Origin of the sequence: Hydrogenoanaerobacterium saccharovorans (genome assembly GCF_003814745.1) — a bacterium.
GTDB lineage: Bacteria > Bacillota > Clostridia > Oscillospirales > Ruminococcaceae > Hydrogenoanaerobacterium > Hydrogenoanaerobacterium saccharovorans.
Map to the genome: position 1 here is coordinate 168,862 of NZ_RKRD01000003.1, position 26,799 is coordinate 195,660.

The window sequence follows — 26,799 nt, forward strand, 5'->3', positions numbered from 1 at the left end:
TTGACCAATTCGTAATTGCATGCTATACTGTCTGCAATAGAAACAGGAAGGACGTGCCAGGTTGAAGGTTGGTATAGGAATCGACATTGGAGGAACAAAATGTGCTGCTGTGCTGGGTAACTTAGATGCCTGCGACAGCATCGATACTTTGATGATAGATAAAGTTTCGTTCGCAACCGAGGGCACACCTGATTCTGTGATTGCAAGATTGATTGAGTGTACCGATGCTCTGCTGAAAAAGCACAACATTTCACATGAAATGCTGTACAAAATCGGTATCAGCTGCGGCGGGCCGCTTGACAGCAAAAAGGGTGTTATTCTGGGGCCGCCGAATCTTCCGGGGTGGGACGAAGTTCCCATCTGTGCCGCGTTCGAAAAGCATTACCGCATCCCTGTGCGTTTAGAGAATGACGCGAACGCCTGCGCCGTTGCCGAGTGGAAATTTGGCGCGGCTCGCGGTTACCGCAATGTAGTGTTCCTCACTTGTGGTACAGGGTTGGGCGCAGGGCTTATTTTAGATGGCAGGCTTTACAGCGGCACCAATGACATGGCTGGTGAGGTAGGGCATTTGCGCCTTACCGAGGCAGGGCCTGTGGGTTACGGCAAAGCGGGCTCGTTCGAGGGCTTTTGCAGCGGTGCAGGAATTGCCCAGCTGGCACAAATGCGTATTCTAGAAAAACTGCAATCAGGTGAAAAACCTGCATTATGCCCCGATATAACAAAACTTACTTCGATAACCGCAAAAGATGTTGCGGTTGCCGCCAAAACAGGGGACTCATTTGCAAAGAGTATTTTGGCTGAAAGTGCAAGTTACCTTGGCAGGGGGCTTTCGCTTATAATCGATATTCTCAACCCCGAGGCAATTGTGCTCGGCAGCGTTTATCAGCGCAATGCAGACTTTATGTACCCCTATGTGCAACAAGTGGTAGAGCGCGAGGCGTTGCAGTTATCGCGTGAGGTATGTCGTATTTTGCCTGCCGCACTGGGTGACCGTGTGGGTGACTGTGCTGCATTGGCACTTACGCTTTTAGATACTTAACCCCTTTTGAAAGGATAGATTACATGGAAAAGCATGTACAACAAATATTCGAACACTTATTTACTCGTTTTGACTGCCTGCGCGGCTGCGAAAAAGAAATTGCATCCGCTTACAAGCTGATAGAGCAATGCTATGCCAATGGCGGGAAACTGTTAATTTGCGGCAATGGTGGCAGCCAGGCGGACGCTGACCATATTGTAGGTGAATTGATGAAAGGTTTTTTACTAAAAAGACCTGTTTCACAACAATATGCCGAGTTGCTCGGCGAAAAGTTTGATAACGGCACCTACCTTGCTCAAAATTTGCAGGGGGCATTGCCTGCTATTTCGTTGGGCAACCACAATGCACTGCTTACCGCTTTTTCAAACGATGTAGCACCTGATATGGTATTTGCCCAACAGGTATTCGGCTACGGCAGAAAAGGCGATGTTCTAATCGGGCTTACTACTTCAGGCAACTCTGCCAATGTGGTAAATGCCGCTAAAATTGCAAAATCACTCGGCGTTTCGGTAATTTCCATTACGGGTACGAATGGCGGAAAAATCGCCGCTTTCAGCGACAGCGCCATAAACCTACCCGCAGCAGAAACCTACCTGGTGCAAGAGCTCACCTTACCGGTGTACCATGCACTGTGCGCTATGATTGAAGCGCATTTCTTTGCCTGTCCTTAAACCTAACAATAAATAGCGCAAAAGGAGCTTCCGTTTATTTACGGAGGCTCTTTTTGCTTTACAGTTGTTGTTCAAAATAACGGTTGAGAACCGCTGAGGTGCTGGATATGGCAGCGGCGTCTGTGCCCAGCTGTGAAGGCAGTACCTCAACCGAATGTGCTTTTCGAATCATGCATTGTCGGTCTATCATCTCGTTTAGTTTCGAAAACAGCAGCTGCGGGCGGTAATTGAACTCGCCATATAGTATTACCGAATCCAAGTCAAACATATTAATTGAACCAATAAACGAACAAACAAGTCTGGTTGCCTGATAATCGATGACTTTCATCGCATCGTTGTTACCGGCATAAGCCTCATCCACCAGCTTTTTATAATCGTCAAATCCAAACCGGCTTTTCAGTGCTGCCATGGTGGCGTACAGCTCCAAACAACCGCGGTTACCGCAAGAGCAAAGCTCGCCTGCGCAATCAATACTGGTGTGCCCAAGTTCCCCTGCATACCCTGCAAAACCGCGGTAAATATGCCCGTCTTGCAGTATGCACGAGCCGATGCCGTCTGCAATGGTAACAAACATCGAGTTGCGGTAATTGCCCATCGAACCACAAAAATATTCGGTAACAGCAAGCAGTACCGAGTTGTTTTCCAGCAGTATAGGCAGGTCAAATTCTTGTTTCATCCGGCTGACAATGGCACAGTTATGAAATAAACTAAAATTGGGGGGCATTAAAATCGTACCGGTTTGGTAATCAAGCGGGCCGGGGCTGCTAATGCCAATGCCAATGACATTGTTATAAGAGATTTTATTTCTGCACAACAGTAATTGTATGGTATCGCAAATCCACCTCAAAGCAGTACTGCTGTTTTGATATTGAGCGGTGTAGCTTTCTTCAGAATCAATCAAGTTCGAGCCAAGGTCGGTAATCGAAACAATCAACCGCTTTCTGTGCAGCGAAACACCTACCGCATATCGGTAATTTTTCACAATATCCAATAAAATCGGCTTTCGGCCTATTTGTGTGTCGCTGGTTCCAACCTCTTTCAATTGTCCTTCTTGTATCAAGGTGGCAGTAATCATCGTAACAGCCGACTTTGTCAGATTGGTTTCTGCCGAAAGCTGGGCACGAGACATCGGCTGTTTTCTTAGCAGGCTAAAAATCAGAGCCCGATTGTCGTTTTTTAAAGTGCTCACGTTGGAAGCATTGTTTCTCAATCCGGTAACCTCATTTCTGTAATCTAAACAACTCTATTGTACGTTGTTATGAACGCGAAGTAAATATCTTTCAATTTTTAAAAAATATATTGCTTTTTTTTGCAAGCTATAGTACAATGCAGGTGTAATAGTTCAAAGCTTGAACTAATTATAAACAAGACATACCGCTATGTCAATCGGGAGGGCTCTCGTTATGAAAATAAAGCTGTTTCAAAAAGGATTTAACTATTCACAGGACGGCCCCGGTAACCGGTTGGTTTACCACTTGCAGGGCTGCAATATGCGCTGCCAATGGTGTTCCAATCCAGAAGGAATCCCGGCAGTTCCGCCTTTAATGGTACTGAGCGACCACTTGCTTTCTGAAATATGCCCCTACGGTGCTATTCAAAACGGCAAACTGAACCGCAGTTTTTGCGAAGGCTGTACTGCGCGTGATTGTGTTACGACACATAAAAACACCTCACTGGTATGCAGGTGCGAAACCGTAGAAGTAGATGAACTTGTGGAAGAGGCAAAACGCAGCGCCCCTATGTTTTTTGATAACGGCGGGGTTACGCTTACAGGCGGAGAAGTTACCCTGCAATTTGATGCTGCAAAAGAGCTGCTCACCAAGCTAAAACAGGCGGGCATCCATACAGCAATCGAGAGTAATGCCTCGCACCCCCGTTTTTGTGAGTTGTTTCCCGTCATCGATTATTTGATTATGGATTTCAAACACTATGATGATGCAAAGCACAAGCAGTACACAGGCATCACATGCCGGAAAAACATTAAAAATTTGCATCAGGCACTCGATTCCGGCAAGTTGATGAGCGTTCGCATTCCGCTTATCAACGGCTTTAATGCTTCCCCCGAGGATATGGACGGTTTTATTGAATGCATAAAAGGGCACCACAGCGACAATGCCACTTTTGAGATTTTAAGTTACCACGAATACGGCAAAGATAAATGGGAACAGTGTGGTTTTACCTATGCGATGAAAGACGCACATGTATCCGCTGATACCGTTAAACAATTTGAACAAAAACTAAATGCGAACGGATTTCATGTAATCCGCACTTAAAGGAGGAAAAGTTCTATGAGCATCCAAAACCTGTACACACCCGAAAAAATCACACAAAAGGCAAAGGATTTGTTTCAAGAAGAACATGCAAAAAAACGTTTGGACGGTTGGTTCTACATCAAAGAGATTCAAAAAAACTGCACCACCAAATACAGCGATTGTCCGCTTGAATTAAAAGCCGCCGAGATGCTGCGCGAGGTTGCCAAAGCCCTGCCCATCAGCATCAGCGAACATGCCATTTTTGCAGGCACACAAAGCGATTCTTTTGCACGCAGTTATGCTCTTATCAACCCCACCTTTGAGGTGGAATCGTTTGCAGGATACTGTGACCCCACTGCCGTATTCAATGATATCGAGCCCAACGATGAGATTACCCGCGATAGAATAGAGGCGATGCGTGAGCACGATAAAAAAAGTGCCTACGTAAAAGCATTGGATGACACCTATAATCCCGTAAAAAAATACACAGGTGAGGTTGCCTTTTTTATCGAGCAGGTAACCGGTCACGTCATAGCCGATTTCCGTCCTGCACTGGCACATGGTGTCAATGCATTGATTGCTCAGGTAGACGAAAAACTCAAAACTGTATCGGATGAAACCCGCCGCACCAATTATCAGGCTATCCGAATTGCACTCGAGTCGGTTCTCATTCTTGCCGGGCGCTATGCCGACTGTGCCGACGAGCTGGCAAAAACCGCCGACGAAACCCGCAAAGCCGAGTTAAAACTGATGGCAGATACGCTGCGCAAAGTACCGGCAAACGGTGCAAATAATTTGTATGAGGCAATCCAAAGCTTCATCCTGCTGTGGCAGGTCATGTGCATGGAGCAGTCGCCCAACCCATTTGCATTCTCGGTTGGCAATGCAGACCGCATTTTTGAACCTTACCGTGCAAAAGAAGATTTGAACCGCGCTACCACCGCTGCCCTGCTCAAACATCTGTTGGTGTTCTACAATGTAGGCGACCGCAGCTGGGCAATTTCTCAAAACCTGATGGCAGGCGGCAAAGCAAACGACGGTACAGACCTTACCAACCCCACAACTTATGCCTTGTTTGACGCTTACTACGATATGAACCTGCCGCAGCCGATCCTTTCGGTAAAACTGCATAAAAATACCCCTGCCGAATTGTATGCCGAAATGGGCAGATTCTTCTTTACTCCCGGTTGCCTTACTCCGTCGTTGTTTAACGATGACTCGATGTTCGAGGTATTGCGTGCAAACGGCGTTGAAGAATGCGATTTGCAGGATTACTCCATTGCAGGATGTCAGGAGCCGCTAATTATGGGGCGCGACAACGGCAACACCACCAACAGCTGGCTCAACCTTGCTAAAGTTCTTGAGCTTACTTTGAACAGCGGTGTTTCCACTGTTACCGGTGCCGAAATCGGTTCGGTGCATAAAATGGCAGACCCTGTTTCACTTTTACTCAATATCCGCCCCTTGTTTTACGAGAATCTCGAATTCTACGTAGATAAGATGGTAGAGGCGGCAAATAGTGCATCCAAAGCGGTTTCTCTGCTGCCGGTACCCTTTCTCAGTGCGCTGATGGGCGGCATCGAAAGCGGATACGATATGCGTGATACCGAACATCAGGGCACCAAATACAACGGCAGTGGCTGTCTCATCCACGGGCTTTCTGTTGTTGCCGATTCTTTTGCAGCCATTGACCGTTTGCTTGCAGAACGCCCGCAAGATGCACAGCGTCTCATCCATGCGCTTAAAAACAACTTTGAGGGCGATGAAGAACTGCGCCAGTATCTGCTCACCTGCCCCAAATACGGCAATAATATCGAAAAAGTCGACCTTGAGGCGAAAGAAATCTCAAACAAAGTATCCGATCTTATTTCTTCCAAGAAAAACTATTTAGGCAACCCTTTCCGCCCCGACTATGCAACCCCGTCCACCCATTTGCTGTACGGCTACTGGGTAGGCGCTACGCCTGACGGACGCCCTGCACGTGAAATGCTCGGTTATGGTATCGACCCGCTTTACGGTGATGCTCAATCCGGTTTGGGCTTCCGTACGCTTTCTAACATGCGTTTGCCCTTTATTAAAATGAACGGCGGCTACGCTTCACACTTTGGTATCGACCCCAAATATTTTAAAACCAAAACGTACGAAGAAAAGGGCGTCGAATTTAAAAACCGCGTCATTGCACCGCTGTTCTTCAATTCAGCCAACCAAGAGCTTGCCCCTTTCTACCTGTATGTTAACGTTACAACACCCGAAATTTTGCGTAAGGTTATGGAAAACCCCAAGAAATATGCGCCCAGCGGAGTATATATTATGAGGATTCATGGAACCTTTGTAAACTTCCTCGACCTGTCGCCCGCCATTCAAAATGATATCATCAAACGGCTGGATTTGCAGTCGACCTCGCTGTAAAGGAGAAAGCATATGCGTGTGATTGGACTTGATATCGGAACCACCACCATTTGTGCATCGGTGATCGATTCGGCAAACGGGGAGGTGCTTACTTCACGTACAACGGCAAACGATGCCTTTCTTGCCGCGGCGCAACCGTGGGAGAAATTGCAAGATCCCGCTATGATTTTGGCAAGATGCGAACAGCTGATTGCCGAATTGACAAAAGAGTATGCTCCTATCGGCGCCATTGGCGTTACAGGGCAGATGCACGGTATTGTGTATGTGGACGAAAGCGGCAACGCGGTAAGCCCACTGTACATCTGGCAGGACGGCAGGGGAGACCGTGAATACCAAAACGGTGAAAGTTACGCAGCCTACTTGTCGCGTAAAACAGGTTACAAGCTTGCGACAGGGTTTGGTTCGGTTACCCACTTTTGCAACGAAAAAGCGGGCAATGTTCCGCAAGCGGCAATGCAGTTTTGCACCATCCCCGATTATGTTGCAATGCACCTAGCCGGGCAAACAACCCCATTGGTGCATAGTACCAATGCTGCAAGCTTAGGTTTGTTTGATTTGGAAAATGCGTGTTTTGACCGCGCCGCCATTGAAAGTGCAGGGATGAATTTTGCACAGTACCCGCATGTAACAAGCGGGTACGATTTGCTCGGTAAAACCGCCAATGGTATCCCTGTTGCGGTACCTATCGGCGACAATCAGGCAAGTTTTATCGGCTCGGTACGTGATCGAAACCAAAGCATTTTGGTTAATGTAGGTACAGGCAGCCAGATTTCCTATCTGGCTGACCGCCTCATAGCCACTGCTACAATGGAAACTCGCCCTTGCGATGCAGAATGCTTTTTGCTTGTCGGCTCGTCTTTGTGCGGCGGAAGAGCGTACGCGATACTCAAAAACTTTTACGAAGAACTGATTCAGCAGGCGGGCTGTCAATGCGATCATCTTTACGCTGTAATGGAGCGCCTTGCAGAGAACTATCATCAGCTTGAAAACAACCTCAATGTTTCTACCAGATTCAGCGGCACGCGTGAAAACCCCGAACAACGCGGCAGCATCACCAATATTGGTATCGACAATCTTACTCCTCAGCATCTTACAGCGGGCGTATTGCAGGGGATAGTCGATGAACTTTACACCATGTATGCCGGTTCTGCTGCCATCCAAAAATCGGTTCCAAGCTTTTTGGTAGGCTCAGGCAACGGTATCCGCCAAAACAAGGTGCTGCAAAAGATGTTTGAAGAGCGGTTTGGTATGCAGGTGCAAATCCCTGTACACACCGAAGAAGCCGCCTACGGTGCAGCGCTGTTTGCAATGGTGAGTGTCGGCTGCTATTCCACACTTTCGCAAGCACAGCAGATTATAAAATATCAATGAGGTGAAATACTTTGAACTCAAAACAATACAAACAACTAGCCGAAAATCCCATTTTTTTTGAACGTAACAGAGTATTCCGCGTTTACCAAGGCGGAAAACTGTTCCACGATTTTTTTGGTGACGAGGACAAAGACGGCAACCTGCCTGAGGAATGGATTGCGTCGGATGTAAAGGCACTCAACCAAAACAGCAGCGACCCGCATGAGGGTATTAGCCGCATCCGAGGTACCGATGTTTATCTGGATGAACTCATAAAAGCCGAGCGCGCTCGTTTGTTGGGCGACCGCGAAGATTTTGGTATTTTGGTAAAAGCGCTCGACAGTGCGATCCGTCTGCCTATTCAAGCGCACCCCGACAAGGCATTTTCACGTAAATATTTTTCGTCCGATTACGGCAAAGCGGAGTCTTGGCTCATTCTTGCTACCCGCGAAAATGCAAAAATCTACTTTGGTTTTAAAAACGAAGTTACAGAGCAGGAGTTCCTCTCTGCAATCGAGCGCAGCGAAACCGACAAAAAAGCAATGGAAGAATTGCTGAACGAAATCCCCGTCCACAAGGGCGATGTGTTTTTGGTGCCCGCCAAAGTGGTGCATGCCATTGGCTACGGCTGCCTGATACTCGAGATTCAAGAGCCTACCGATTTTACCGTTCAGCCCGAGGCTTGGTGCGGTGATTATCACTTAAGCGATTTTGAAAAATACCTAGGTTTATCGCAGGCAGATGCTCTTAAATGCTTTGATTACACGATTTACGGCGATAAAGCCGAGCAACTTGGCAGAAAACATCCCCGCATTGTAAAACAAACTTCTGCGGTTACATCAGAGGTGCTCATTGGTGCAGAGGATACCCCCTGCTTTTCGGTTCACCGCCATCGCATAACAAAAGGGAATATGCTGCTTGAGCAGGCACCCTGTGTTTACATAGTAACAGAGGGCGAAGGCTGCATCAAAAAAGGCGATTATAAGCAAAACTTAAAAAAAGGCGACTATTTCTTCTTGCCTTTTGCTGCAAAAGGGATGTGCCATGTAGAAACAGAGCAAGAGCTTGAACTCGTTGAATGCTTGCCGCCAAAGAAAGAGGGATAAAGTTGAGGAATCCGTATATCGGGCACGAAAGCCAACTTGCGGGCTTTTACCGCTTTACCTACAGCGAAGGTGCGCTGCGGGGTTTGGAGGCAGTTGAAGTTTACAACCAAACCGGGCTTCGTTTTACCATTTTGCTTGGCAGAGGTATGGATATTGGCTATGCCAGTTACAAAGGGCAGTCGCTCACCCAAATCAGTAAATGCGGCTTTACTTCTGCTGTGTATTTTCAAAACGGCGGCAAAGAGTGGCAGCACGCTTTTGGTGCAGGGCTGCTTACCACCTGCGGGCTGAGCAACGTCGGCCCCGGCAGTGAGGAAAACGGTGAAATCTATGGCATTCACGGGCGATATTCTTCTTTGAGTGCAGAGCAGGTGAGCCTCAATCGCTATACTCTCGAGGATGACGAGGTGTTGGAAGTAAGCGGCGTTATTCGTCAGGCAGAAATATTCGGCGAAAACTTCGAGGTTATCAGAACCATCCGCACCTACTGCAGCCAAAATAAAATAGAAGTAGCCGATACCATCACCAACCAAGCGTTTGAACCCATGCCGCTTATGCTGATGTACCACTGCAATTTTGGGTACCCGTTGCTAAGTGAAAATGCCGTGCTCAAGTTTGATTCAAAAGTCAGCACGGCACGAGATTCCGCCGCACAGGTCGGCTATGATGATATGAAAACCATTCAACCGCCCCGCTTGGGTTTTGAAGAACAGGTTTATTTTCACAGCGGTGTGCAATGCGCAGAGCTTTGCTCGGCAGAATTTGGTGTAAGGCTCAGTTGGAATGACGATGAATTGCCTTGCATGACGCAGTGGAATATGTTTGGCTGCGGTGATTATGTGCTTGGGCTGGAACCGGGCAATTGTTATCCCATAGGGCGCAGCGAATATTTGCAAAGCAACGATGCAGAATATCTGGCTGCTGGTGCATCAAAAACTACCGCATTATTATTCGAAATTATATAAATACAGTTATCCTGCTGCAAGCATTGTCTTACAGCAGGATTTTTAATAAATGCATAAAAAATATGTTTTTAAAAGAAAATTACGGAGAATCAAATAAAATTACGGTTATACCACTTGTTTCTCAATGATATGATATGGATAGTAAAGAAAACAGCAAGCTTAGGCACGGTCTGTGGAATGGAGGCAGAGATGGAACAATATCTGGTTGAACTTAGCGGCATTACAAAAAGCTTTCCCGGTGTTAAGGCGTTAAAAGGCGTAAACCTAACACTGAAATCGGGCGAAGTTGTCGCATTGCTTGGCGAAAACGGCGCAGGCAAATCCACGCTGATGAAAATTCTTTCGGGTGTTTACACGAAAGATGAAGGGTCCATTCAGATAAAGGGGCAAGAAGTTACAATTGCAGGGCCAAAGGAAGCAGAACAGCATGGAATTGCAATTATTCACCAAGAACTGAACCTTTGTAAGCACCTTACAGTTGCAGAAAATATTTTTCTAACACGTGAGGAGACAAAATTTGGTGTACTAAACGACAGAGTAATTAATAAAAAAGCAAAAGAACTTTTGGATACTTTGAATTTGGATCTTGAACCGACTACAAAAGTAGGCGAACTTTCCATATCCAAACAGCAGATGGTAGAAATCTGCAAAGCGCTTTCTGTCAATGCAGATATCATCATTATGGATGAACCAACCTCGGCGCTGACCGAAAAAGAAATCGAAGATTTGTTTGTTATCATTCGCAGGCTCAAAGAACAAGGCAAAGGCATCATCTACATTTCGCACAGGCTCGAAGAGCTCAAGCATATTGTAGATCGTGTTACCATCCTGCGCGACGGTGAATACATCACAACGATGGACTTTGCCGACACCACTTTGCAGCAAATCATCGGCCATATGGTAGGCAGAGAGATTAAAGACAAATTCCCCAGAGTAGAATGCCCTGTGGGAGATGTTGTGTTCGAGGTAAAAAACCTGAGCGCACCCAGCGGAGTGAAGGACGTCAGCTTTGAAGCAAGAAAAGGCGAAATCATCGCTTTTGCAGGGTTGATGGGCGCAGGCCGTACCGAACTTGTTCGGGCACTGTTTGGTGCTGATAAAAAAACAAGCGGACATGTTTTTATTAAGGGCAAAGAAGTCCAAATCAAATCCCCGCGAGATGCAATTGCGGCAGGGCTGTATTGTGTGCCGGAAGACCGTAAAAAAGATGGTTTGTGCATTAAAATGACCGTTGCTGAAAATATTGCATTGCCCAATATGGATTTGGTTACAAAACGCGGCGTTACCAGTAAAGGCGAAGAAAAAGCTCTTGCAGAGCGCATTCGAGAAAGCCTAAAAATAAAAACACCGTCCATCCATCAGCAGGTAAAAAACCTTTCTGGTGGTAACCAGCAAAAAATCGTTGTAGGCAAGTGGCTTGCAAAAGATGCGAATGTCATTATATTTGACGAACCCACAAGAGGTATTGACGTTGCAGCTAAGGTTGAGATTTACAATATTATGAACGAGCTAAAACAAGCAGGCATTTGTGTAATATATGTCTCATCCGAACTTCCCGAGGTACTGGGCTTGTCCGACAGAGTGCTGGTTATGTGTAACGGCAGGCTGAAAGCGAGCCTAGAAACTAAAAACACTTCGCAGGAAGAGATTCTGCACTATGCAACACAATATGATGTAATGGAGGAAGTCAAGCAATGAGTAATGCTACAGCAACCAAGGGTAAACTTGTCCTTTCTAAAAATACCAAGCAGCTCCTTTCCACTTTAAGCGGGCTTGTAATTTTAATTATCGTGTTCGGTTTATTTAACTCGAACTTTGTAACTTTTAGCAACTTGTTTAACGTACTGGTTCAGGCAACTCCAATTGTGCTTATAGCAATTGGGCAAACCTTTATTCTTATCACCGGCGGTATCGATCTTTCCATCGGTTCCAATATTGCATTGGCAGGTGTTGCTTGTGCAATGCTTATGAAATCCGGTGTTCCCATTCCGGCTGCAATTGCTGTTGGCGTTTTGGTCGGTGCAGTGGTGGGTATTCTAAACGGTACACTTATCACTTACGCAAAACTTCCGCCTTTTATTGTAACCATGGGTACCATGACTGCAATCCGCGGATTAGCACTCACCATTACAGAGGGTATCCCAATCAGCGGCCTTCCCGATGCGTTTAACCAGATTGGTACAGGTAAAATTTTCGGAATTCCTACTCCAATTTATATAATGGTTGTATTTGCTGTAGTATTTGGCTTTATTCTTGCCAAAACTAAGACAGGGCGTTACACTTATGCATTGGGCAGTAACTTCGATGCAGCACGTCTTTCGGGTGTAAATGCAAACATTGCACTGATTAAAGTATATATGTTCAGCGGTATCTTGGCATCGGTTGCCGGCCTCATTATGGCTGCACGTATCATCTCCGCACCTCCGTCTGCAGGTGAAGGTTACGAGCTGGATGCGGTTGCTTCCTCGGTAATCGGCGGTGCATCCACCATGGGCGGCGAAGGTACTATTATGGGTACAGTCATCGGTGCATTTATCATTTGTGTTTTAAGAAATGGTCTAAACCTCGTCGGTGTATCCCCGTTTATCCAAAAAATTGTCATCGGTCTTGTTATTATCGGCGCTGTATTCTTTGATAAAATCAAGAGAAAAGATTAATTTGCATCACTTTGTTTGCTGCAAAAACCGTATTTGGCAGGGAATGCCCCTGTTAAAATAAAAAATGACAGAGAACAAATGGAGGAAAGAAAATGAAAAAATCACTCAGAATATTGGCTCTCACATTGGCTCTTTTACTCACATTCGCAGTCGCAGGCTGCGGCAGCAAAGCTCCTGCATCATCCGCTGCTCCTTCTACCGATGCATCTGCATCCGGCGGTGAAGCTGCAAAAGAACTAACCATTACTCTGATTACTATGGACTCTATGGACGAACACTGGCTCAAAGTTAAAAAAGGTGCAGAGGATGCTGCTGCTGAATTGGGCAACATCAAACTGAACTTTGACGCTCCTCAAACCAAAGTTGACGCAACCGTACAGGCTCAGCTGGTTGAGAACGCAATCACCAACAAATCCGATGCGATTATGCTTGCTCCTCTCGACAAAGAGGCTCTCAAACCTGCAGTTGAAAAAGCAAAAGATGCAGGTATCCCCGTAATTCTCATCGACTCTGCTGTAAACACCGATAAATACGATGCTTTCTTCTCTACCAATAACGCTGCTGCTGCTGAGCTTGCTGCAGACAAATTGGCTGAGTTGGTTGGCAAAAAAGGCCAGATTGCAGTTATTAATGCTCAGGCTGGCTCTGCAACAACCATGACTCGTGAAAAAGCATTTACAGACAAAATTGCAAAAGATTACCCTGAGATGGAAGTTGTTGGCGTTCAGTACTCTGACGGCGACAAACAGAAAGCTCTTAACTACACAACAGACTTTATGACCAAATATCCTGACATCGTAGGTTTCTATGCTACCAACGAGGGTTCTACTGTTGGTTGTGCAAATGCTGTTGACCAGGCAGGCAAAGCAGACAGTGTTCAGGTAGTAGGCTTCGACTTCTCCGATGATACAAAAGCACTCATCGAAAAAGACATTGTAAAAGCTTCTATGGTTCAGAACCCGTATGTTATGGGCAATGAGGGCCTGAAAGCAGCTGTTAAAATTGCAAACGGTGAAACTGTAGAGCCAAAAGATGTTGATACAGGCGTTACCGTTGCAACCAAAGAGAACCTTTCTGAAATTAAATAATTTGTTTGCGACAACACACTAATTAACCCATTTCATTCTTCTCAAAGATTCGTTCAATAGCGCAAAATCCCCCTCTGCACAGCAGGGAGGGATTTTGTGCATGTAGTAATTACACTTAATTTGTGTTAAAATAGTGGCTGATTATAAGGCTTTTGCCGAGGAGGATGCCTATGAAAAAAACCAAGCTGATAAAAAGGTTGATGCTGCTTTTGGCTGTGGCTTTTTTAGTAGCGTTCTTTTTTTCTGCCATGTATAAAGATGAAGAAAGCATTATCAGCACAATTCCCCAACCAAATCCGGATAACAACCCTAAAAATGTTGTACAACTCAATATTACCGCAGTGGGGGTTCGTTACCCCGACTTTGATGCTGTGCAGGAGCAGGTGAATTTGATTCTTCGCAAAGCGATCGGAGTAGAGATTAAAGTCAATTTTATCGATAAATCTACCGCGACACAAAGCTATACCGCTACTTTTGCGGGTGAGCACAATGTCAACCTGATAGACGCCAATCTCTTTTACGATTATAAAATATGGGCGGCACGAAATGCCTATATGCCGATTACCGAAAATATGATGGAGCTTTGCGCGCCAAAAACCTTTCGTAAACTCAACCCAAAACTTTTAGAACAGATAAAATATCGTTCACGTGTGTATATGGTGCCATCCACCGTCAACACAAGCGGAGAGTATGTTGTGCTGGCGCGCGGCGATTTGATGGACAAGTACGGCATAACCTCACTGAAAGATGCAAATGAACTTGAAAACTTTTTGCGCATTCTAAAAACAAATGAAGATATCACACCCTACGATGTGGGCGGAGTGGGGCATGAGCTGATGCAAGCGGTGTATTTGCAGCCGCGCAGCCTTCAAATGATTGATTCTTCTTTGCTGGCACTCGATTTTAGCAGTGCCTCCCCAAAGGTTGTTTGGCTGCCGGAATATGAAGGCTTTACCGACTATCTGCAACTGGTGCAAAAATGGCGCAGCAGCGGGTTGATACCCGAAAACGCCGCAGCACGCAAGCCGGTGGGGGAAGAAAGTTTTGTACAGGGTCGTTCAGCAATTTATGTCTGCCGCATCGAAGAGGCAATGCAGATGCAGAGCTTTATCGATGATGTTTCCCCCCAGTTTGACCCGCGCATTTATGACATTTCGGGGCAGCGCGTTACTTGGTGCGACTACGAACCTCTCAACGGTTTTGCGGTGGTAGGCGGCTCGCACAATGCGGCAAAAAGCCTTGCGTTTATCGAGCAGCTTGCTACCAACGAGAAAGTATTTCGCTTGCTTAATTATGGGGTAGAGGGCTATCATTATCAGATTGAGAATGGCAAATACGTTGCTACAGAACACTCCAGTCGCTATCCTGCGGGCAATAACCGCTTGTGGCAATTTACCGATGAGTTTGTGTTGGAAAACCGATTGCAGCGCCAAGACGGGCTTAACTTGCTCAAACGCTATCAAAGCAGCAACGGCAAACCGCGCGGTTTTGGCAGCTTTTCTATCGACCCCGATGCGAAAGTGGTAGAGATTAACGAAAAACAGCGGGTAAACATCCGGTTTATTTATCCGCTTACATTGGGTGCATTTGACGATATTGCATCTGCAATCAAAAACAGCCGAGATGAACTGGGCTCGGCAGGCTTTTTTGAATATATGAAAAGCGGGCAGAGCCAGCTTGAACGGTATCTGCAGCAATACGGGGGTGAATAAAATTGTACAAACTTCTGATTGTGGATGACGAGGCAATTACACGCAACGGAATTATAAAACATGTCCCTTTTGAAAAGTACGAGATTACCCAAATTTCGCAGGCAGATGATGGCGTAAATGCATTAGAACTTGCTAAAAGTTTTTGCCCCGACATTGTACTTTCGGATATTAAAATGCCTCGTATGGACGGCATAACCTTTGCCAATGAACTTAAAAAGCTTAACCCTGGCTGTATGCTTATTTTTATGAGTGCATACAGCGATAAAGAATATTTTAAAAAAGCAATCAAGTTAAAAGCAGTTAGCTATGTTGAAAAGCCCATAGATATCGACGAGCTGGAAGCCGCTTTAAAAAACGCAGTGGAAGAAGTGCGCAGGCACATCAGCCGTGAAAATATTTCTACACGCATGGATAAGGTGTTGGAAGAAAGCCGCGGACTTTTCAACAATCAACTTGCCTTATTGTTGATAAAACCGGAAACATCGGTAAAAGAAATCGAAGAAAAAATTGCGCTTATGAATATGGATATTCCGTTGGACGGTAGCTTTGTAACGCTGCTGATTAAAATTCAAAGCACAAGCATCATCACGCCGAAAGAGACCGAAACCATCCGCGAAAACGTGTTTGAGGTGCTCAACGAGGTGATTGGCACGATGGAAGAACGGGCTTTGTGGGCGTATCGTGGCAACAACCAAATTGTTCTTCATTTATTTGCCCCGCATAATCAAAGGCACAGGCTGTCTCCAGAGCGATTGGTTCATTTTGCAGAGCAAATTTATATCCGCGAAAATCAGGTGAACCCTATTTCCATTGCAATCGGTAACGTTGTTTCGGGCATCGAACAAATCAGCCATTCCTACATCAGCGCCGCAGTTGTGCTGCAAAAGCTGTTTTTTAAACAGGGAATCCCAGTCGATTATTACCGCGGAGAACAAGAGGAAAAAGCTTACACCTTTGATAGTAACCTTACAGAGCAGTTTACAGAGCTGCTTGAAAAGGGCAAACAAAGCGAGGCGGTGGAGTTTGTAAGTACTTTAACAGCGGCAGTGATGGCATGCACCAATACGCATATCAATACCATTAAAAACGAGTATTACCATTTGCTTTGCGTGGTAGAAAAATACGCCGCCAGCAGGTTTGCCGGGCAGGGCGAGCACGGCGGCTCCAACGACCTTGTTTGGAATGTAGTTGCCTGTACCGAAAGCCTCAGTGAGCTTTCGCGCTACCTCACAGGTAAAATTAACCGTTATTTCTGCGAGCTGCACGACCAAAACAATAACGATGCAATTGCACTGAAAATACAAAAATACATTTCGTTCAACTATCAGAACTCTGCGCTTTCCATTGAAGAAATCAGCGATGAAGTGGGCATGTCGCCTGCGTATTTGTGTGTGCTTTTTAAAGCCCAAACCGCTAAGACCATCAATGGCTGGATAACCGATGTACGTATGGAAAAGGCAAAAGAACTATTGAAAGACGGCAAGGTAAAAATAAGCGAAATTGCCAAGCGGTGCGGTTATAATGATTCGGATTATTTTGCAAAAGTCTTTAAAAAGATGGCAGATTGTTCTCCAAGCGAATACCGTAAAAAGTATATTATCTGATGTTTGAATACCCGAAAGGAGGAGAGAACGTTGAAACGCTTTAATTTGGTGAAAATATTCTTTCGCGATATGCAGTTAAAATACAAGCTGATCCTCTCCTTTTTGGTACTGATTATTGTGCCTTTGGTTGTGCAGAACGTTGTTACTTTCGGTAAAATTTCGCAGGTGCTGGAGGAACGCATTATCTTTTCTGCCTCGCAGGTTTTTGCGCAAACAACCGATTTTGTGACATATAAAATCAATAAGATTATTGATATTTCTGAGCAGATTGCCGTAAATGAATCGGTAAAATCCATGCTTGAAAAACCGCTGACTGATTATCCTTTGGAGGAACAATACGAGGATATTGACAAAATGCGCGGGTATCTCAGTTCGTTTCGCAACGTAGAAGATATCTACAACGTGTGCCTGTATGTGCGCGATGAAGTGGCGCATGCCGATGTAGACGGCGACATTGCGTCCTTCTCAAGTGCGCGCAACACACAATGGTACCGCCAGTTGCCGGGTGCAGACGGCAATGTTTTTATGGTGCCACCCGAATATTATCAGCCGCGCGTAGGCGAAACAAATAAACAAAACGTTCTGTCTGTAGTACGCCGTATATCGGGTACCGATAACTACCTCGACACCATCGGTTATCTTCGCATCGATTTTTTAGAATCCAAAATCAAAAATATTTTATCCAATGCAAATTCAATCGACGGCAGCTTTACGTATATACAAAACAGAGATTATCGCATTGTAATTACAACAGAAGATGAAATGATTGAAAAATACCGCATCAGTATGTCGCTGATGGACAGTATCTCAAAAGCAAATGACTGGACCGTAACCAACTTGTCAGGCGAAAAAGTATATGTTCGCTCGCAAAAGATTGACAGAACCGACTGGACCGTGATTACGGTGATACCTGCCGCATACGTGTTCCGTGAGATTATAGAGATTAACAACTTTATGACGGTGTTTTTATCGGTGATTGCGGTGATTGCGGTGGCGCTTTCTATTTTTATAGCGGTGAATATTGCAAAACGTTTGCACCATTTGTCGCAGAAAATGACTATGGTGACGGAAAACGTGTTTGAAGAATATACCGATGAAAAAGACAGTAAAGATGAAATCGGTGAGCTTGCCGAAAGCTACAATTACATGGTGGGGCGCATTTCTAAAATGGCAAAGGAACAGTACCAATCCGGCCAGGAGCTGAAAACTGCCGAACTCAAGGCACTTCAGGCGCAAATTAACCCTCATTTTCTGTACAATACACTGGATATGATTAATTGGATGTCATACGAAGACAAAGGCGCGGAAATTCGCAAAATTATTAAGGCGCTGTCAACCTTTTATAAACTCAGCCTCAGCAAGGGCAACAGTGTTATTTCTATTCGAGATGAACTTTACCATGTATCACTGTATATGAGCATACAGAATTATCGCCTGCAAAACGCAATCGATTTTACTATCGAATGCCCCGAATACCTCAAAGATTACAGTATCCCTAAAATTACACTGCAACCAATTGTAGAAAATGCAATTTTGCATGGCATCCAAGGGCGCGAAAATAAAAGGGGTTCCATATCTATTTCGGTTACAGAGCAGGATGAATATATCTATATTTACACACATGATGACGGTGTGGGTATCCCTGCAGACCGTTTGGATGCCATTCTTGACCACGAAAGCACAAAAGGTTTTGGGCTGAAAAACATCAATACCCGTATGATGCTGTCGTTTAACTACCTCAGCGGAATTTCTATCGAGAGCGAAGTAGGGGTTGGCACCACGGTAATTGTTAAGATCCTGAAAAAAATTCAGGAATAAACCTGTAAAGCGAGTAGAGCGGTGTATTCGTAACAAACTAAAGGCATCGATACGGGTTTGAGGTGAGAACAATCAAACAAGAATTTATAGCGGTCATTAAAAAAGTACCGGATATCGATGGTGCCTATGTGGAAATACCATTTGATGTAAAAGCGGTGTTCGGCAAAGGCAGAGTTAAGGTACATGCTACCATTGATGGCGAGCCTTATGACGGCAGCCTTGTCCGTATGGGAACACCCTGCCATATTATCGGTATCCGCAAGGATATTCGGGCAAAAATAGGTAAGCAGGCTGGCGATACCGTACACGTAACGGTGGAAGAACGAGAGTAAGGTTTAATAAACGCAGATTCTTTTCAATAATATATGTAAATAAATTGTTAATTTTAAGCTTTTTTGTAGTTATTGCAACCTTGGATTTGTGGTATAAGTATGCGCGCATATTTTACTAAATTATTTTAAAGGAAGTATAAAACTATGAAAAGAGTATTAGCAAGTATACTGGCACTATGCTTAAGCATTGGTATGTCCAGTCTAGTATACGCAACAGAGTGTATGGATTCAAGTAACCCAACACTACCCAAGGTATGAGCGGCAGCCCGTGTTATGATACTGATACAGGTAAAGTAATTGGAATTTTAACTATGGGTGATAATACAATGACTAAATTTATGCAAATAAACACATGGTTATACAACGCTTTTAATGGAGAACTTAAATGAAGAAAAAATATAAGTTATTATGTGTATTTATAATTACTATAAGTAGTATAGCAATTTGTGTTTGGTACTTTTTTGTTCCGTACTGTGTTACTTTTGTGGTTCAAAATAATTCTCAGCCGTTTAGCAACCATCCAGTATACCGTGTTTATTACAAAAATGATTTACAACGTAAATCTACTTATAAAATTGGTGATACCAATGCAGAGGGTGTAGTCCATTGGCAAAAGGTAAAAAGCGGAACATACCCCGTTCGCTTTTTCGATACCATTTATAATATTAAAATTCCGCGTTCATGGAGTAAAAACATAAAAATACCAATAAATTATAAGCAAGATAGTTACACAGTCACTATACAAGTGGTAAATAAACAAGATAAGTCATGTGCAAATATGCCCATTTTATGTGATAAATTAGGTGTGGAAGAATGTGACCTTATAGGCTATGTTATGGATGAGTTTACCGATAAAAACGGCAAATATATTTGGCACACAACCGCAGGAGGGCATATGATTATACTTGATAATTATAAATACGAACAAGAATTTATTTTAAAACCTAGCAGTAATAAAAAAATTAATTTAAATATAACATATGATAAGTAATTTATTTATTATATATAATTTTATATAAGCACTTTTTACCTCTGTATAGTCGCATCTTAACAGTTTTTAATTTTATATTAAGTATAAATGCGATTTCTTCGTCTGCATATCCAATTATATATTTATATGTAAGTGTAATCCTATAAATAGGTTTTAATTTTTTTATATATTCAAATAAAGTTTTATAATCAACATAATTAGTAATACTATTTCCTAAATAATTATTTTTAAATGTAGATTCATTTATATTGCTTAATGGAATTGTATTATATTTATTTTCTTTTTTATTAAATTTATAGCTTGGTTTTTTAACATTTTAACTAAATAATTTTTGATATCACTTGAAGTAAAACTAATAAATTTATCTTTTTTTAAGTTTATTAAATTTAGAAAAACATTTTGTATACAGTCATCAATATAATTATTAAAATTTCCCGTCAAAATTGTTTTAGCGTAATTTTCCAACAAAAAATAATACTTATGATATAATTGCGTAATAGTATAATTATCCATATCCTCACCTAAGCTGATTATACCATAAAATAAAAATATTGTCTAAATATAGAAAAATAGGAGAAATTTAATTTTGAATGGACAAACAAGAAGCAATATAAAAATAGGTGCACTGGTGGACATCGTCCTTAAAAAAGACCAGCCAACAGGCAAATTAACGCGCGGACATGTTAAACGTATTTTAACCAAAAGCCCCAACCACCCTCACGGTATTAAAGTAATGCTGACTGAAGAAGATATGGTGGGCAGAGTGCAGGGAATTATTGAAGAAAGTTGACAAAGTCTAGTCATGTAAAAAAGGAGCCGACAATCGGCTCCTTTTTTATGTTATCAATCTTTCAAATCCTTAACAGCGCGTTCCAGTTGTTCAAACGCTTTTTGCAATGTTGCGCGGGGGCAGGCAATGTTAACGCGCTCGAACCCTTCGCCGTCTTTGCCAAACATCACGCCGCTGTCCAGCCAAAGCTTTGCTTTGGTTACAATCAAATGTTCACGCTGTTCTTCCGTTAAGCCCAGTTGGGTAAAATCCAACCAAACCAAGTAGGTACCCTGCGGCTCTACCAAACGTATTTGGGGCAAACGCTGCTTTACAAAATCGCGCACAAACGCAAGATTGCCTGCTAAGTATTTTTTTAACTCATCCAGCCACTCGGCGCCGTGTTCGTAGGCAGCCTGGCAAGCAATAAGCCCCAGTGTATTCAGCTCGCTGTAGCCGCTTTTGTTCATTTCAGCTTGAAATTTTTTTCTGATATCGGGGTTGGCGATAAATATGTTAGACACCTGTAAGCCTGCAAGGTTAAAGGTTTTGCTGGGGGCGGTACAGGTGATGGTATTTTGCAAATACTCGGGTTTTAAGCTTGCAAAAATCAAATGCCGATTTCCCTCATAAACAAAATCAGCATGGATTTCATCCGAAACGACCACAACATTGTGCTTTAAGCAGATGTCGCCTAATGTTATCAGTTCATCCTTTGTCCAAACTCTGCCTACGGGGTTGTGCGGGCTGCACAGGATAAACATCTTGACATTATTTTCAACAATTTTAGTCTCAAAATCATGAAAGTCAATCTGATAAGAACCGCCCTTGTAAACAAGAGGGCTGTTAATCAGTTTGCGGTTGTTTTTAACTACCATCTGGTGAAACGGGTAGTAAACGGGCTGTTGGATTATAACCGAATCCCCTTCGTTGGTGAGTGAGCGTATTGCCATTGCAATGGCATACACCACCCCCGGGGTTTTAACCAGCCAATCGGGTTGTATATTCCAATCAAAACGCGATGCAAACCAGTTTTGCAATGCATCAAAATAGCTTTGCTTGGTATCGGAATAACCAAATATGCCGTGCTGTACCGCTTTTTCAAGTGCCTCCAATACCTTTGCCGGTGCCTTTAAATCCATATCTGCAACCCACAGCGGCAGCACATCTGCCGGCTTACCGCGTTCTGCGGCAAAATCATATTTCAGCGAGTTCGTATTTGTACGGTCAATTATTTCATCAAAGTTAAAAGTGCTCATTTTTTGTCTCCTATCGTAATGCTTGTTCTAAATCTGCTATGATATCGTCCGATGCTTCTAAACCTACGGAAAGGCGAAGCAATCGTTCGTTGATGCCTTTTGCCTCACGCTCAGATGCGGGAATATCGGCATGGGTTTGCAGCATGGGGTAGGTGATGAGAGTCTCCACACCGCCGAGGCTTTCTGCAAATAAAATCAGCTTCACACGTTCCAGCACTTGGTGTGCAGTTTGCTCACTGTCTGTTTCAAAAGAAATCATTGAGCCGAACCCACGTGCTTGCCGTTTTGAAATCTCATATCCGTGGTGTGTAGGCAGCCCTGCATAATAAACTGCCTTAATTTTGGGGTGCTGCGCAAGCCAACCTGCCAGCTTGAGGGCATTTTCTTGTTGGCGCTCCATGCGGATGGAGAGTGTTTTTATGCCTCGGATAAGCAAATAACTGTCAAAGGGCGAAAGGCATGCCCCTACCGTTTTAAAAATAAAGCGCAGCTTTTCTGAAAGCTCGTTGCTGGCTGTTACGGCAAAGCCCGCAAGGGTGTCGTTGTGCCCACCCAGATATTTGGTACCGCTGTGCATCACGATGTCCGCGCCCAAGTCGATGGGGTTTTGAAAATAGGGTGAGAGAAAAGTGTTGTCCACAATCAGCAAAAGCCGATGCGCCTTTGCGATTTTGGCAACCTCGGCAATGTCGGTTATCTGCATCATCGGGTTTGAGGGTGTTTCAATAAAAATTGCTTTGCTTTGGGGTTGAATGTTTTTTTCTATCAGCAAAAGATCGGTGGTGTTCACTGCAGTAAAGGTGAGCCCGTTCTTTTCGGATATATGGTGGAATAACCGGTGAGAACCGCCGTATAAATCATCGGATATAACAATGTGGTCTCCTGCCTCAAAAAGCTCCATAACTGCTGATATTGCCGCCATACCTGTGGAAAAAGCTATTGCGTCTGTCCCATGTTCTAAGGCGGCAACCACATTTTCTAATTGTTCTCTGGTAGGGTTTTGCAGCCGCGAGTAATCGTAACCGGTGCTTTGCCCCACGCCTAAATGCGCAAAGGTTGCGGTTTGGTAAATGGGTACTGTAACACTGCCGGTATAATCGGTTTTGTGTGCACTGCCATGCACACAAATGGTATTGATATCCATCCTATTCCCCCATTGTTTTATATATAAAACATATAATTGGTGTTTTTTTGGTGTTTTTCAGCCTCGTGTACAAGGGTATAAAGGCTGATTTTTTTTAAGTTTTCTTCAACAGCTTTGTCAAGCGGCTCAAAAGCAGATAATTGCATTGCGGCTTCTATATCGGGGGCATTTTCGCCCACGGTCTCATCCGCTTTTTCGAACAGAGAGATTTCGATTGCAGATAAAACATCGAATGCAGTTATCTGCATGGGCATTCGTGCAAGCTGATACCCGCCCTGTGCACCCTTGATCGAGGTGACAAGCCCTGCCCTTTTGAGCAATGAAAAAGTCTGCTCAAGATATACCTTTGATATGCCCAACTGCTCCGACATATGAATGATGGTGATGGCTCCTTGCTCGGTGTACTTTGCCATATAAATCATCGCTGCCAACCCGTAGCGCCCTTTTGCAGATATTTTCATGTAATCCCTCATTTCATACTAGTTGTATATGTTTTCATTTTAAAGATAAAATGCTCAAAAGTCAAGCTGCTAAGGCGCATTTGCAAAAAAAGAGAGCAGTGCAATTGTTACAACTGCACTGCTCTTGTGTCATACTGTTAATCTTCTACTGTAATAACCGATACCGGGCAACCTTCCTGCGCCTCTACTGCGCTGTCCTCTACTTCTTCAGGAACCTCTGCTACATAAACTTCTGCCAAACCGTCATCTGCCATTTGGAAGACCTCGGGACATGTGTCTGCACAAAGCCCGCAGCCAATGCAACCATCGCGATCAATCATTGCCTTCATTACAAGCATCTCCTATTCTATTGGTGAATTCAAACTATATTCTGAGCAGATTTTCATGCTAAAATACAACGGTCAACATAAATTTCATACGTTCGGGCGCAAATACTGCATGCGGTACTTCTGAAGGCATGACAATGGTATTACCGGCTGTCAGCTCATAGTTAATGCCGCCAACAGTGATTTGAGCATTGCCGTCAATCACGTAAACCATTGCATCACCGTGAGAAGAATGGGTACTGATTTCTTCGCCTTTGTCAAACGCAAACAACGTAATGCTTACGTTGGGGTTTTGCACCAGCGTTTTACTCACAACCTGCCCATCTTGGTAGGTTACCAATTCCTCTAATTTTAGTGTTTTTGCAAATTCGATATTTTTCATAATGTGTTTTTCCACAATGTGTACCCTCGCTTTCTTTTGTTGTTACCCGTAGTATAACGCAAAAACATCAAATTATATGTTGCATATGCAACAAAAATTCCATATGTATGCCAATCTTTTGAGAATAAAATGCGATGTAAACAGGAACACTATTTTTGAGGTGATTTGATGTCAAAAGAAAGTGCATATTTTAGTTTAAATGATGTTAGAGGAAAACGCGATGTTGCAGAATTAAAACGTGAACTGGATGCATTTCCGGGTGTTATTTCTGTAAGCGTAAACGCAAATGAAAATGAGTTGGCGGTGGACTATGACAATACCGGTGTAAATCAAGAGCAGCTTGCAAACCGCCTAATTAAACTTGGATACGAAATTCGTGCCGATAAAACAGAAAAGCATATTATGTAGGAGGTGCTTTCTATGCCAAAGGACAGCCAGCCCGATAACAAAAAAGCACGCAAAGAAAAGTGCAATGGGCAAACGCCTATTACACGCGAAAACCAAAATCAAAACAAAAATGCAAAAAAACAATCCAATAAAAATAACGATGTATAAGGGGGAAATAGCTTGGCAAAAGCAGGAATGAGGCGTCCCGACCCAAAAGAGCCTCACGGAACCGAAAGCAATCGCAAAGCGCACTTTCCAAAAAACGATGCGCCACCGGTGCCCGAAATTCAGGGCAAGGCGAAACACGGTAATAAAAAAGCAGGTCCTATCGAAGAGCAATTTTAAATTGCTCTTTTTTCTTTACGCACTTGACAAAGTGAATGGGTACTGTAAAATTGAACTATAGGCCAATAAGCCATTATAAAGGGGAGCACCGACATGCAAATAGAGATTCGAGAAAACAGCAATGTACCAATTTACCGCCAGATTGTTAACACCATTTATAAAGACATTAAAAGCGGTGCACTGCCTCCAAATTATAAGCTGCCCACAGTACGCGAACTTGCGGTAGAGATGAAGATTGCCCGCGGTACCATTCAGCATGCCTACGATGAGCTGCAAAAACTGGGCGTGATTGAAATGACACAGGGCAGAGGTACCTTTGTACTCGATAAAACCGACCACGAATTGGGCAGTAAAAAAGAGCGGGCGATGAAAGCAATTGATGCCTTGCTTGATGAAATGGAAGAACTGTCGTTTTCAACCCGTGAAATTCAGATTTTTTTTGATTTAAAACTGCGCGAACGCGAAGAACGCTATGACAATGTACGTATTGCGCTGGTGGATTGTAACCCAGAGGCACTTTCACTGATAGCCAACCAAATATCCCGTATTCCCAACGTGGATGTCTATCAGTTTCTGTTGGCTGATGTGCTGAAAAAGAACTATCCTTTCGGTAAGAATGTCGATTTGGTTATCACAACGTCCACGCATTTTGCAGAACTTGAAAAAGCAGTGGTTCAAGCAAGTAAAATTACTCGCATTGTGCTTACTCCAACCCAGAACACAGTGGCAGAGCTTGCAAAACTAGCCTGCGGAACCCGCATTGGCGTACTGTGTGCCAGCGAGGTGTTTGCAAACATCATTCATAAAAGCTGTGTTATGCTTAGCGGCAAACAGCCCGATATGGACATTCGCTTGTTTGGGCAACACGAGGATATTCCCGCATTTTTGAGTGAAAGGCAAGTGCTGATATTGCCTCAAAATTACCTGCAATTCTGTTCACAGCAAGAGGAAAAGGCTATTTATAACTTCCGTACAGAGGGCAAACAGGTGGTATCTTATGAATATCAAGTTGATGGAGGTTCTTTTCTATATCTGGAAGAGCAAATAGAAAAAGTAAAAAAGATGAAGCAAAGATAATTGAACTAGTCCAATCTATACCGTTTAGACCGAATTCTCGGTTTAAACGGTATTTTTTTATTTTTCAGCACAATGCATAAGAGACAAGCTTTCTTTTCTACACGAGAAACAACAAATTGGCTCAAAGGCTAATTGACAAATGACATAGAACATTATATCCTATAGACATAGTCCAATAAAATTTTTATCTACAATTTTTGCTTTTATATCTAAAGCAGAAAATAAGGGGTGCGACATGAGTAAAAAAACATTGGTCATAGGCGTAATCGGGGCAGATGTACACGCTGTGGGCAACAAAATTTTATACCATGCATTTACAGAAGCGGGGTTTGAGGTCGTCAATCTCGGTGTAATGGTATCGCAAGAAGAATACATAGCAGCTGCAATCGAATCCAATGCCGATGCAATCGTGGTTTCATCTTTGTACGGGCATGGCGAGCTGGATTGCAGAGGGATGCGAGAAAAATGCGATGAAGCGGGGCTGAAAGGCATATTGTTGTATGTCGGCGGCAATATCGTGGTGGGTAAACAGCCCTTCGATGAAGTGGAGGCGCGCTTTCGCACGATGGGGTTTGACCGTGTATTCCCACCCGGCACAGCGCCCGAAACTACCATTCAAGCACTGAAAGAAGATTTGCAAATGACAAACTGAGGT

The 26,799-nt window shown here is 43.8% G+C and carries 28 protein-coding genes; 21 read left to right on the top strand and 7 right to left on the bottom strand.

The genetic code is table 11. The features are described 5' to 3' along the window. Nucleotides 1–61 precede the first annotated feature (61 nt). Nucleotides 62–1,039 (top strand): ROK family protein, encoded by a 978-nt coding sequence (locus EDD70_RS13065; RefSeq protein WP_092756086.1) that lies wholly within the window; start codon nt 62–64, stop codon nt 1,037–1,039. 23 nt (nt 1,040–1,062) lie between these two features. After that, the gene (locus EDD70_RS13070; RefSeq protein WP_092756088.1) at nt 1,063–1,710 is read left to right on the top strand and encodes a D-sedoheptulose-7-phosphate isomerase; all 648 of its coding nucleotides are present in this window, start codon (nt 1,063–1,065) and stop codon (nt 1,708–1,710) included. Between the two features lie 58 nt (nt 1,711–1,768). Here EDD70_RS13070 and EDD70_RS13075 read toward each other — a convergent pair whose 3' ends face one another. Further along, nucleotides 1,769–2,920 carry an ROK family transcriptional regulator gene (locus EDD70_RS13075; RefSeq protein WP_092756090.1) on the bottom strand — a complete coding sequence of 384 codons (1,152 nt, stop codon included), beginning with the start codon at nt 2,918–2,920 and terminating at the stop codon, nt 1,769–1,771. A 193-nt stretch (nt 2,921–3,113) separates the two neighbouring features. On the opposite strand from EDD70_RS13075, the gene EDD70_RS13080 reads away from it, so the two are divergent. The 13 genes from EDD70_RS13080 (at nt 3,114) to EDD70_RS13140 (ending at nt 19,994) form a co-directional block, all read left to right on the top strand. Further along, a complete protein-coding gene (locus EDD70_RS13080) occupies nt 3,114–3,983 on the top strand; it encodes a glycyl-radical enzyme activating protein (protein ID WP_242943176.1) in 870 nt (289 codons plus the stop codon). 15 nt (nt 3,984–3,998) lie between these two features. After that, on the top strand, nt 3,999–6,371 hold the full coding sequence (locus EDD70_RS13085; RefSeq protein WP_092756092.1) for a pyruvate formate lyase family protein: 2,373 nt from the start codon (nt 3,999–4,001) through the stop codon (nt 6,369–6,371). 12 nt (nt 6,372–6,383) lie between these two features. Continuing rightward, nucleotides 6,384–7,742 (top strand): sedoheptulokinase, encoded by a 1,359-nt coding sequence (locus EDD70_RS13090; protein ID WP_092756094.1) that lies wholly within the window; start codon nt 6,384–6,386, stop codon nt 7,740–7,742. Between the two features lie 11 nt (nt 7,743–7,753). Then, nucleotides 7,754–8,827 (top strand): class I mannose-6-phosphate isomerase, encoded by a 1,074-nt coding sequence (locus EDD70_RS13095; RefSeq protein WP_092756096.1) that lies wholly within the window; start codon nt 7,754–7,756, stop codon nt 8,825–8,827. Between the two features lie 2 nt (nt 8,828–8,829). Beyond that, on the top strand, nt 8,830–9,792 hold the full coding sequence (locus tag EDD70_RS13100) for a DUF4432 family protein (RefSeq protein WP_162840932.1): 963 nt from the start codon (nt 8,830–8,832) through the stop codon (nt 9,790–9,792). Nucleotides 9,793–9,981: 189 nt separating this feature from the next. Then, a complete protein-coding gene (locus tag EDD70_RS13105) occupies nt 9,982–11,490 on the top strand; it encodes a sugar ABC transporter ATP-binding protein (protein ID WP_092756100.1) in 1,509 nt (502 codons plus the stop codon). Next, entirely contained in the window at nt 11,487–12,449 is a 963-nt protein-coding gene (locus EDD70_RS13110) for an ABC transporter permease (RefSeq protein WP_092756102.1), read from the top strand. The genes EDD70_RS13105 and EDD70_RS13110 overlap by 4 nt, the downstream gene beginning before the upstream one ends. Nucleotides 12,450–12,541: 92 nt before the next feature. Then, nucleotides 12,542–13,537, top strand: a complete 996-nt coding sequence (locus EDD70_RS13115) for an ABC transporter substrate-binding protein (protein ID WP_092756103.1) — start codon at nt 12,542–12,544, stop codon at nt 13,535–13,537. 170 nt (nt 13,538–13,707) lie between these two features. Next, a complete protein-coding gene (locus EDD70_RS13120; RefSeq protein ID WP_092756105.1) occupies nt 13,708–15,249 on the top strand; it encodes a type 2 periplasmic-binding domain-containing protein in 1,542 nt (513 codons plus the stop codon). Between the two features lie 2 nt (nt 15,250–15,251). Then, a complete protein-coding gene (locus tag EDD70_RS13125) occupies nt 15,252–16,853 on the top strand; it encodes a response regulator (protein WP_092756107.1) in 1,602 nt (533 codons plus the stop codon). Between the two features lie 30 nt (nt 16,854–16,883). Continuing rightward, nucleotides 16,884–18,671, top strand: a complete 1,788-nt coding sequence (locus tag EDD70_RS13130; RefSeq protein WP_092756109.1) for a cache domain-containing sensor histidine kinase — start codon at nt 16,884–16,886, stop codon at nt 18,669–18,671. A gap of 62 nt (nt 18,672–18,733) precedes the next feature. Beyond that, nucleotides 18,734–19,003 (top strand): DUF1905 domain-containing protein, encoded by a 270-nt coding sequence (locus tag EDD70_RS13135; protein WP_242943177.1) that lies wholly within the window; start codon nt 18,734–18,736, stop codon nt 19,001–19,003. A gap of 385 nt (nt 19,004–19,388) precedes the next feature. Further along, the gene (locus tag EDD70_RS13140; RefSeq protein ID WP_092756112.1) at nt 19,389–19,994 is read left to right on the top strand and encodes a hypothetical protein; all 606 of its coding nucleotides are present in this window, start codon (nt 19,389–19,391) and stop codon (nt 19,992–19,994) included. Nucleotide 19,995: 1 nt separating this feature from the next. Here EDD70_RS13140 and EDD70_RS15365 read toward each other — a convergent pair whose 3' ends face one another. Continuing rightward, a complete protein-coding gene (locus tag EDD70_RS15365) occupies nt 19,996–20,256 on the bottom strand; it encodes an RNA polymerase sigma factor (RefSeq protein ID WP_092756291.1) in 261 nt (86 codons plus the stop codon). Nucleotides 20,257–20,580: 324 nt separating this feature from the next. Between EDD70_RS15365 and EDD70_RS13150 the strand changes: the two genes are divergently transcribed. After that, on the top strand, nt 20,581–20,784 hold the full coding sequence (locus EDD70_RS13150) for a YwbE family protein (RefSeq protein ID WP_092756116.1): 204 nt from the start codon (nt 20,581–20,583) through the stop codon (nt 20,782–20,784). Between the two features lie 53 nt (nt 20,785–20,837). Here the strand turns inward: EDD70_RS13150 and EDD70_RS13155 are convergent, their stop codons facing one another. From EDD70_RS13155 to EDD70_RS13175, 5 genes are all read right to left on the bottom strand, one after another. Continuing rightward, a complete protein-coding gene (locus tag EDD70_RS13155; RefSeq protein WP_092756118.1) occupies nt 20,838–22,022 on the bottom strand; it encodes a MalY/PatB family protein in 1,185 nt (394 codons plus the stop codon). 10 nt (nt 22,023–22,032) lie between these two features. Next, nucleotides 22,033–23,166, bottom strand: a complete 1,134-nt coding sequence (locus EDD70_RS13160) for a trans-sulfuration enzyme family protein (RefSeq protein ID WP_092756120.1) — start codon at nt 23,164–23,166, stop codon at nt 22,033–22,035. A gap of 17 nt (nt 23,167–23,183) precedes the next feature. Beyond that, on the bottom strand, nt 23,184–23,627 hold the full coding sequence (locus EDD70_RS13165) for an RrF2 family transcriptional regulator (protein ID WP_092756122.1): 444 nt from the start codon (nt 23,625–23,627) through the stop codon (nt 23,184–23,186). Nucleotides 23,628–23,764: 137 nt separating this feature from the next. Further along, a complete protein-coding gene (locus tag EDD70_RS13170) occupies nt 23,765–23,956 on the bottom strand; it encodes a ferredoxin (protein WP_092756124.1) in 192 nt (63 codons plus the stop codon). Between the two features lie 58 nt (nt 23,957–24,014). Next, nucleotides 24,015–24,335 (bottom strand): cupin domain-containing protein, encoded by a 321-nt coding sequence (locus tag EDD70_RS13175; RefSeq protein WP_092756126.1) that lies wholly within the window; start codon nt 24,333–24,335, stop codon nt 24,015–24,017. 168 nt (nt 24,336–24,503) lie between these two features. On the opposite strand from EDD70_RS13175, the gene EDD70_RS13180 reads away from it, so the two are divergent. The 5 genes from EDD70_RS13180 (at nt 24,504) to glmS (ending at nt 26,796) form a co-directional block, all read left to right on the top strand. Beyond that, nucleotides 24,504–24,743, top strand: a complete 240-nt coding sequence (locus tag EDD70_RS13180; protein ID WP_092756128.1) for a heavy-metal-associated domain-containing protein — start codon at nt 24,504–24,506, stop codon at nt 24,741–24,743. Between the two features lie 12 nt (nt 24,744–24,755). Further along, nucleotides 24,756–24,890 (top strand): hypothetical protein, encoded by a 135-nt coding sequence (locus EDD70_RS15235; RefSeq protein ID WP_278320605.1) that lies wholly within the window; start codon nt 24,756–24,758, stop codon nt 24,888–24,890. Between the two features lie 12 nt (nt 24,891–24,902). After that, nucleotides 24,903–25,067 carry a hypothetical protein gene (locus tag EDD70_RS15010; RefSeq protein ID WP_162840934.1) on the top strand — a complete coding sequence of 55 codons (165 nt, stop codon included), beginning with the start codon at nt 24,903–24,905 and terminating at the stop codon, nt 25,065–25,067. Between the two features lie 93 nt (nt 25,068–25,160). Further along, a complete protein-coding gene (locus EDD70_RS13185) occupies nt 25,161–26,144 on the top strand; it encodes a GntR family transcriptional regulator (protein WP_092756130.1) in 984 nt (327 codons plus the stop codon). Nucleotides 26,145–26,379: 235 nt separating this feature from the next. Beyond that, nucleotides 26,380–26,796, top strand: coding sequence for a methylaspartate mutase subunit S (glmS, locus tag EDD70_RS13190; RefSeq protein ID WP_092756132.1), 417 nt, complete (start codon nt 26,380–26,382; stop codon nt 26,794–26,796). Nucleotides 26,797–26,799 lie beyond the last annotated feature (3 nt).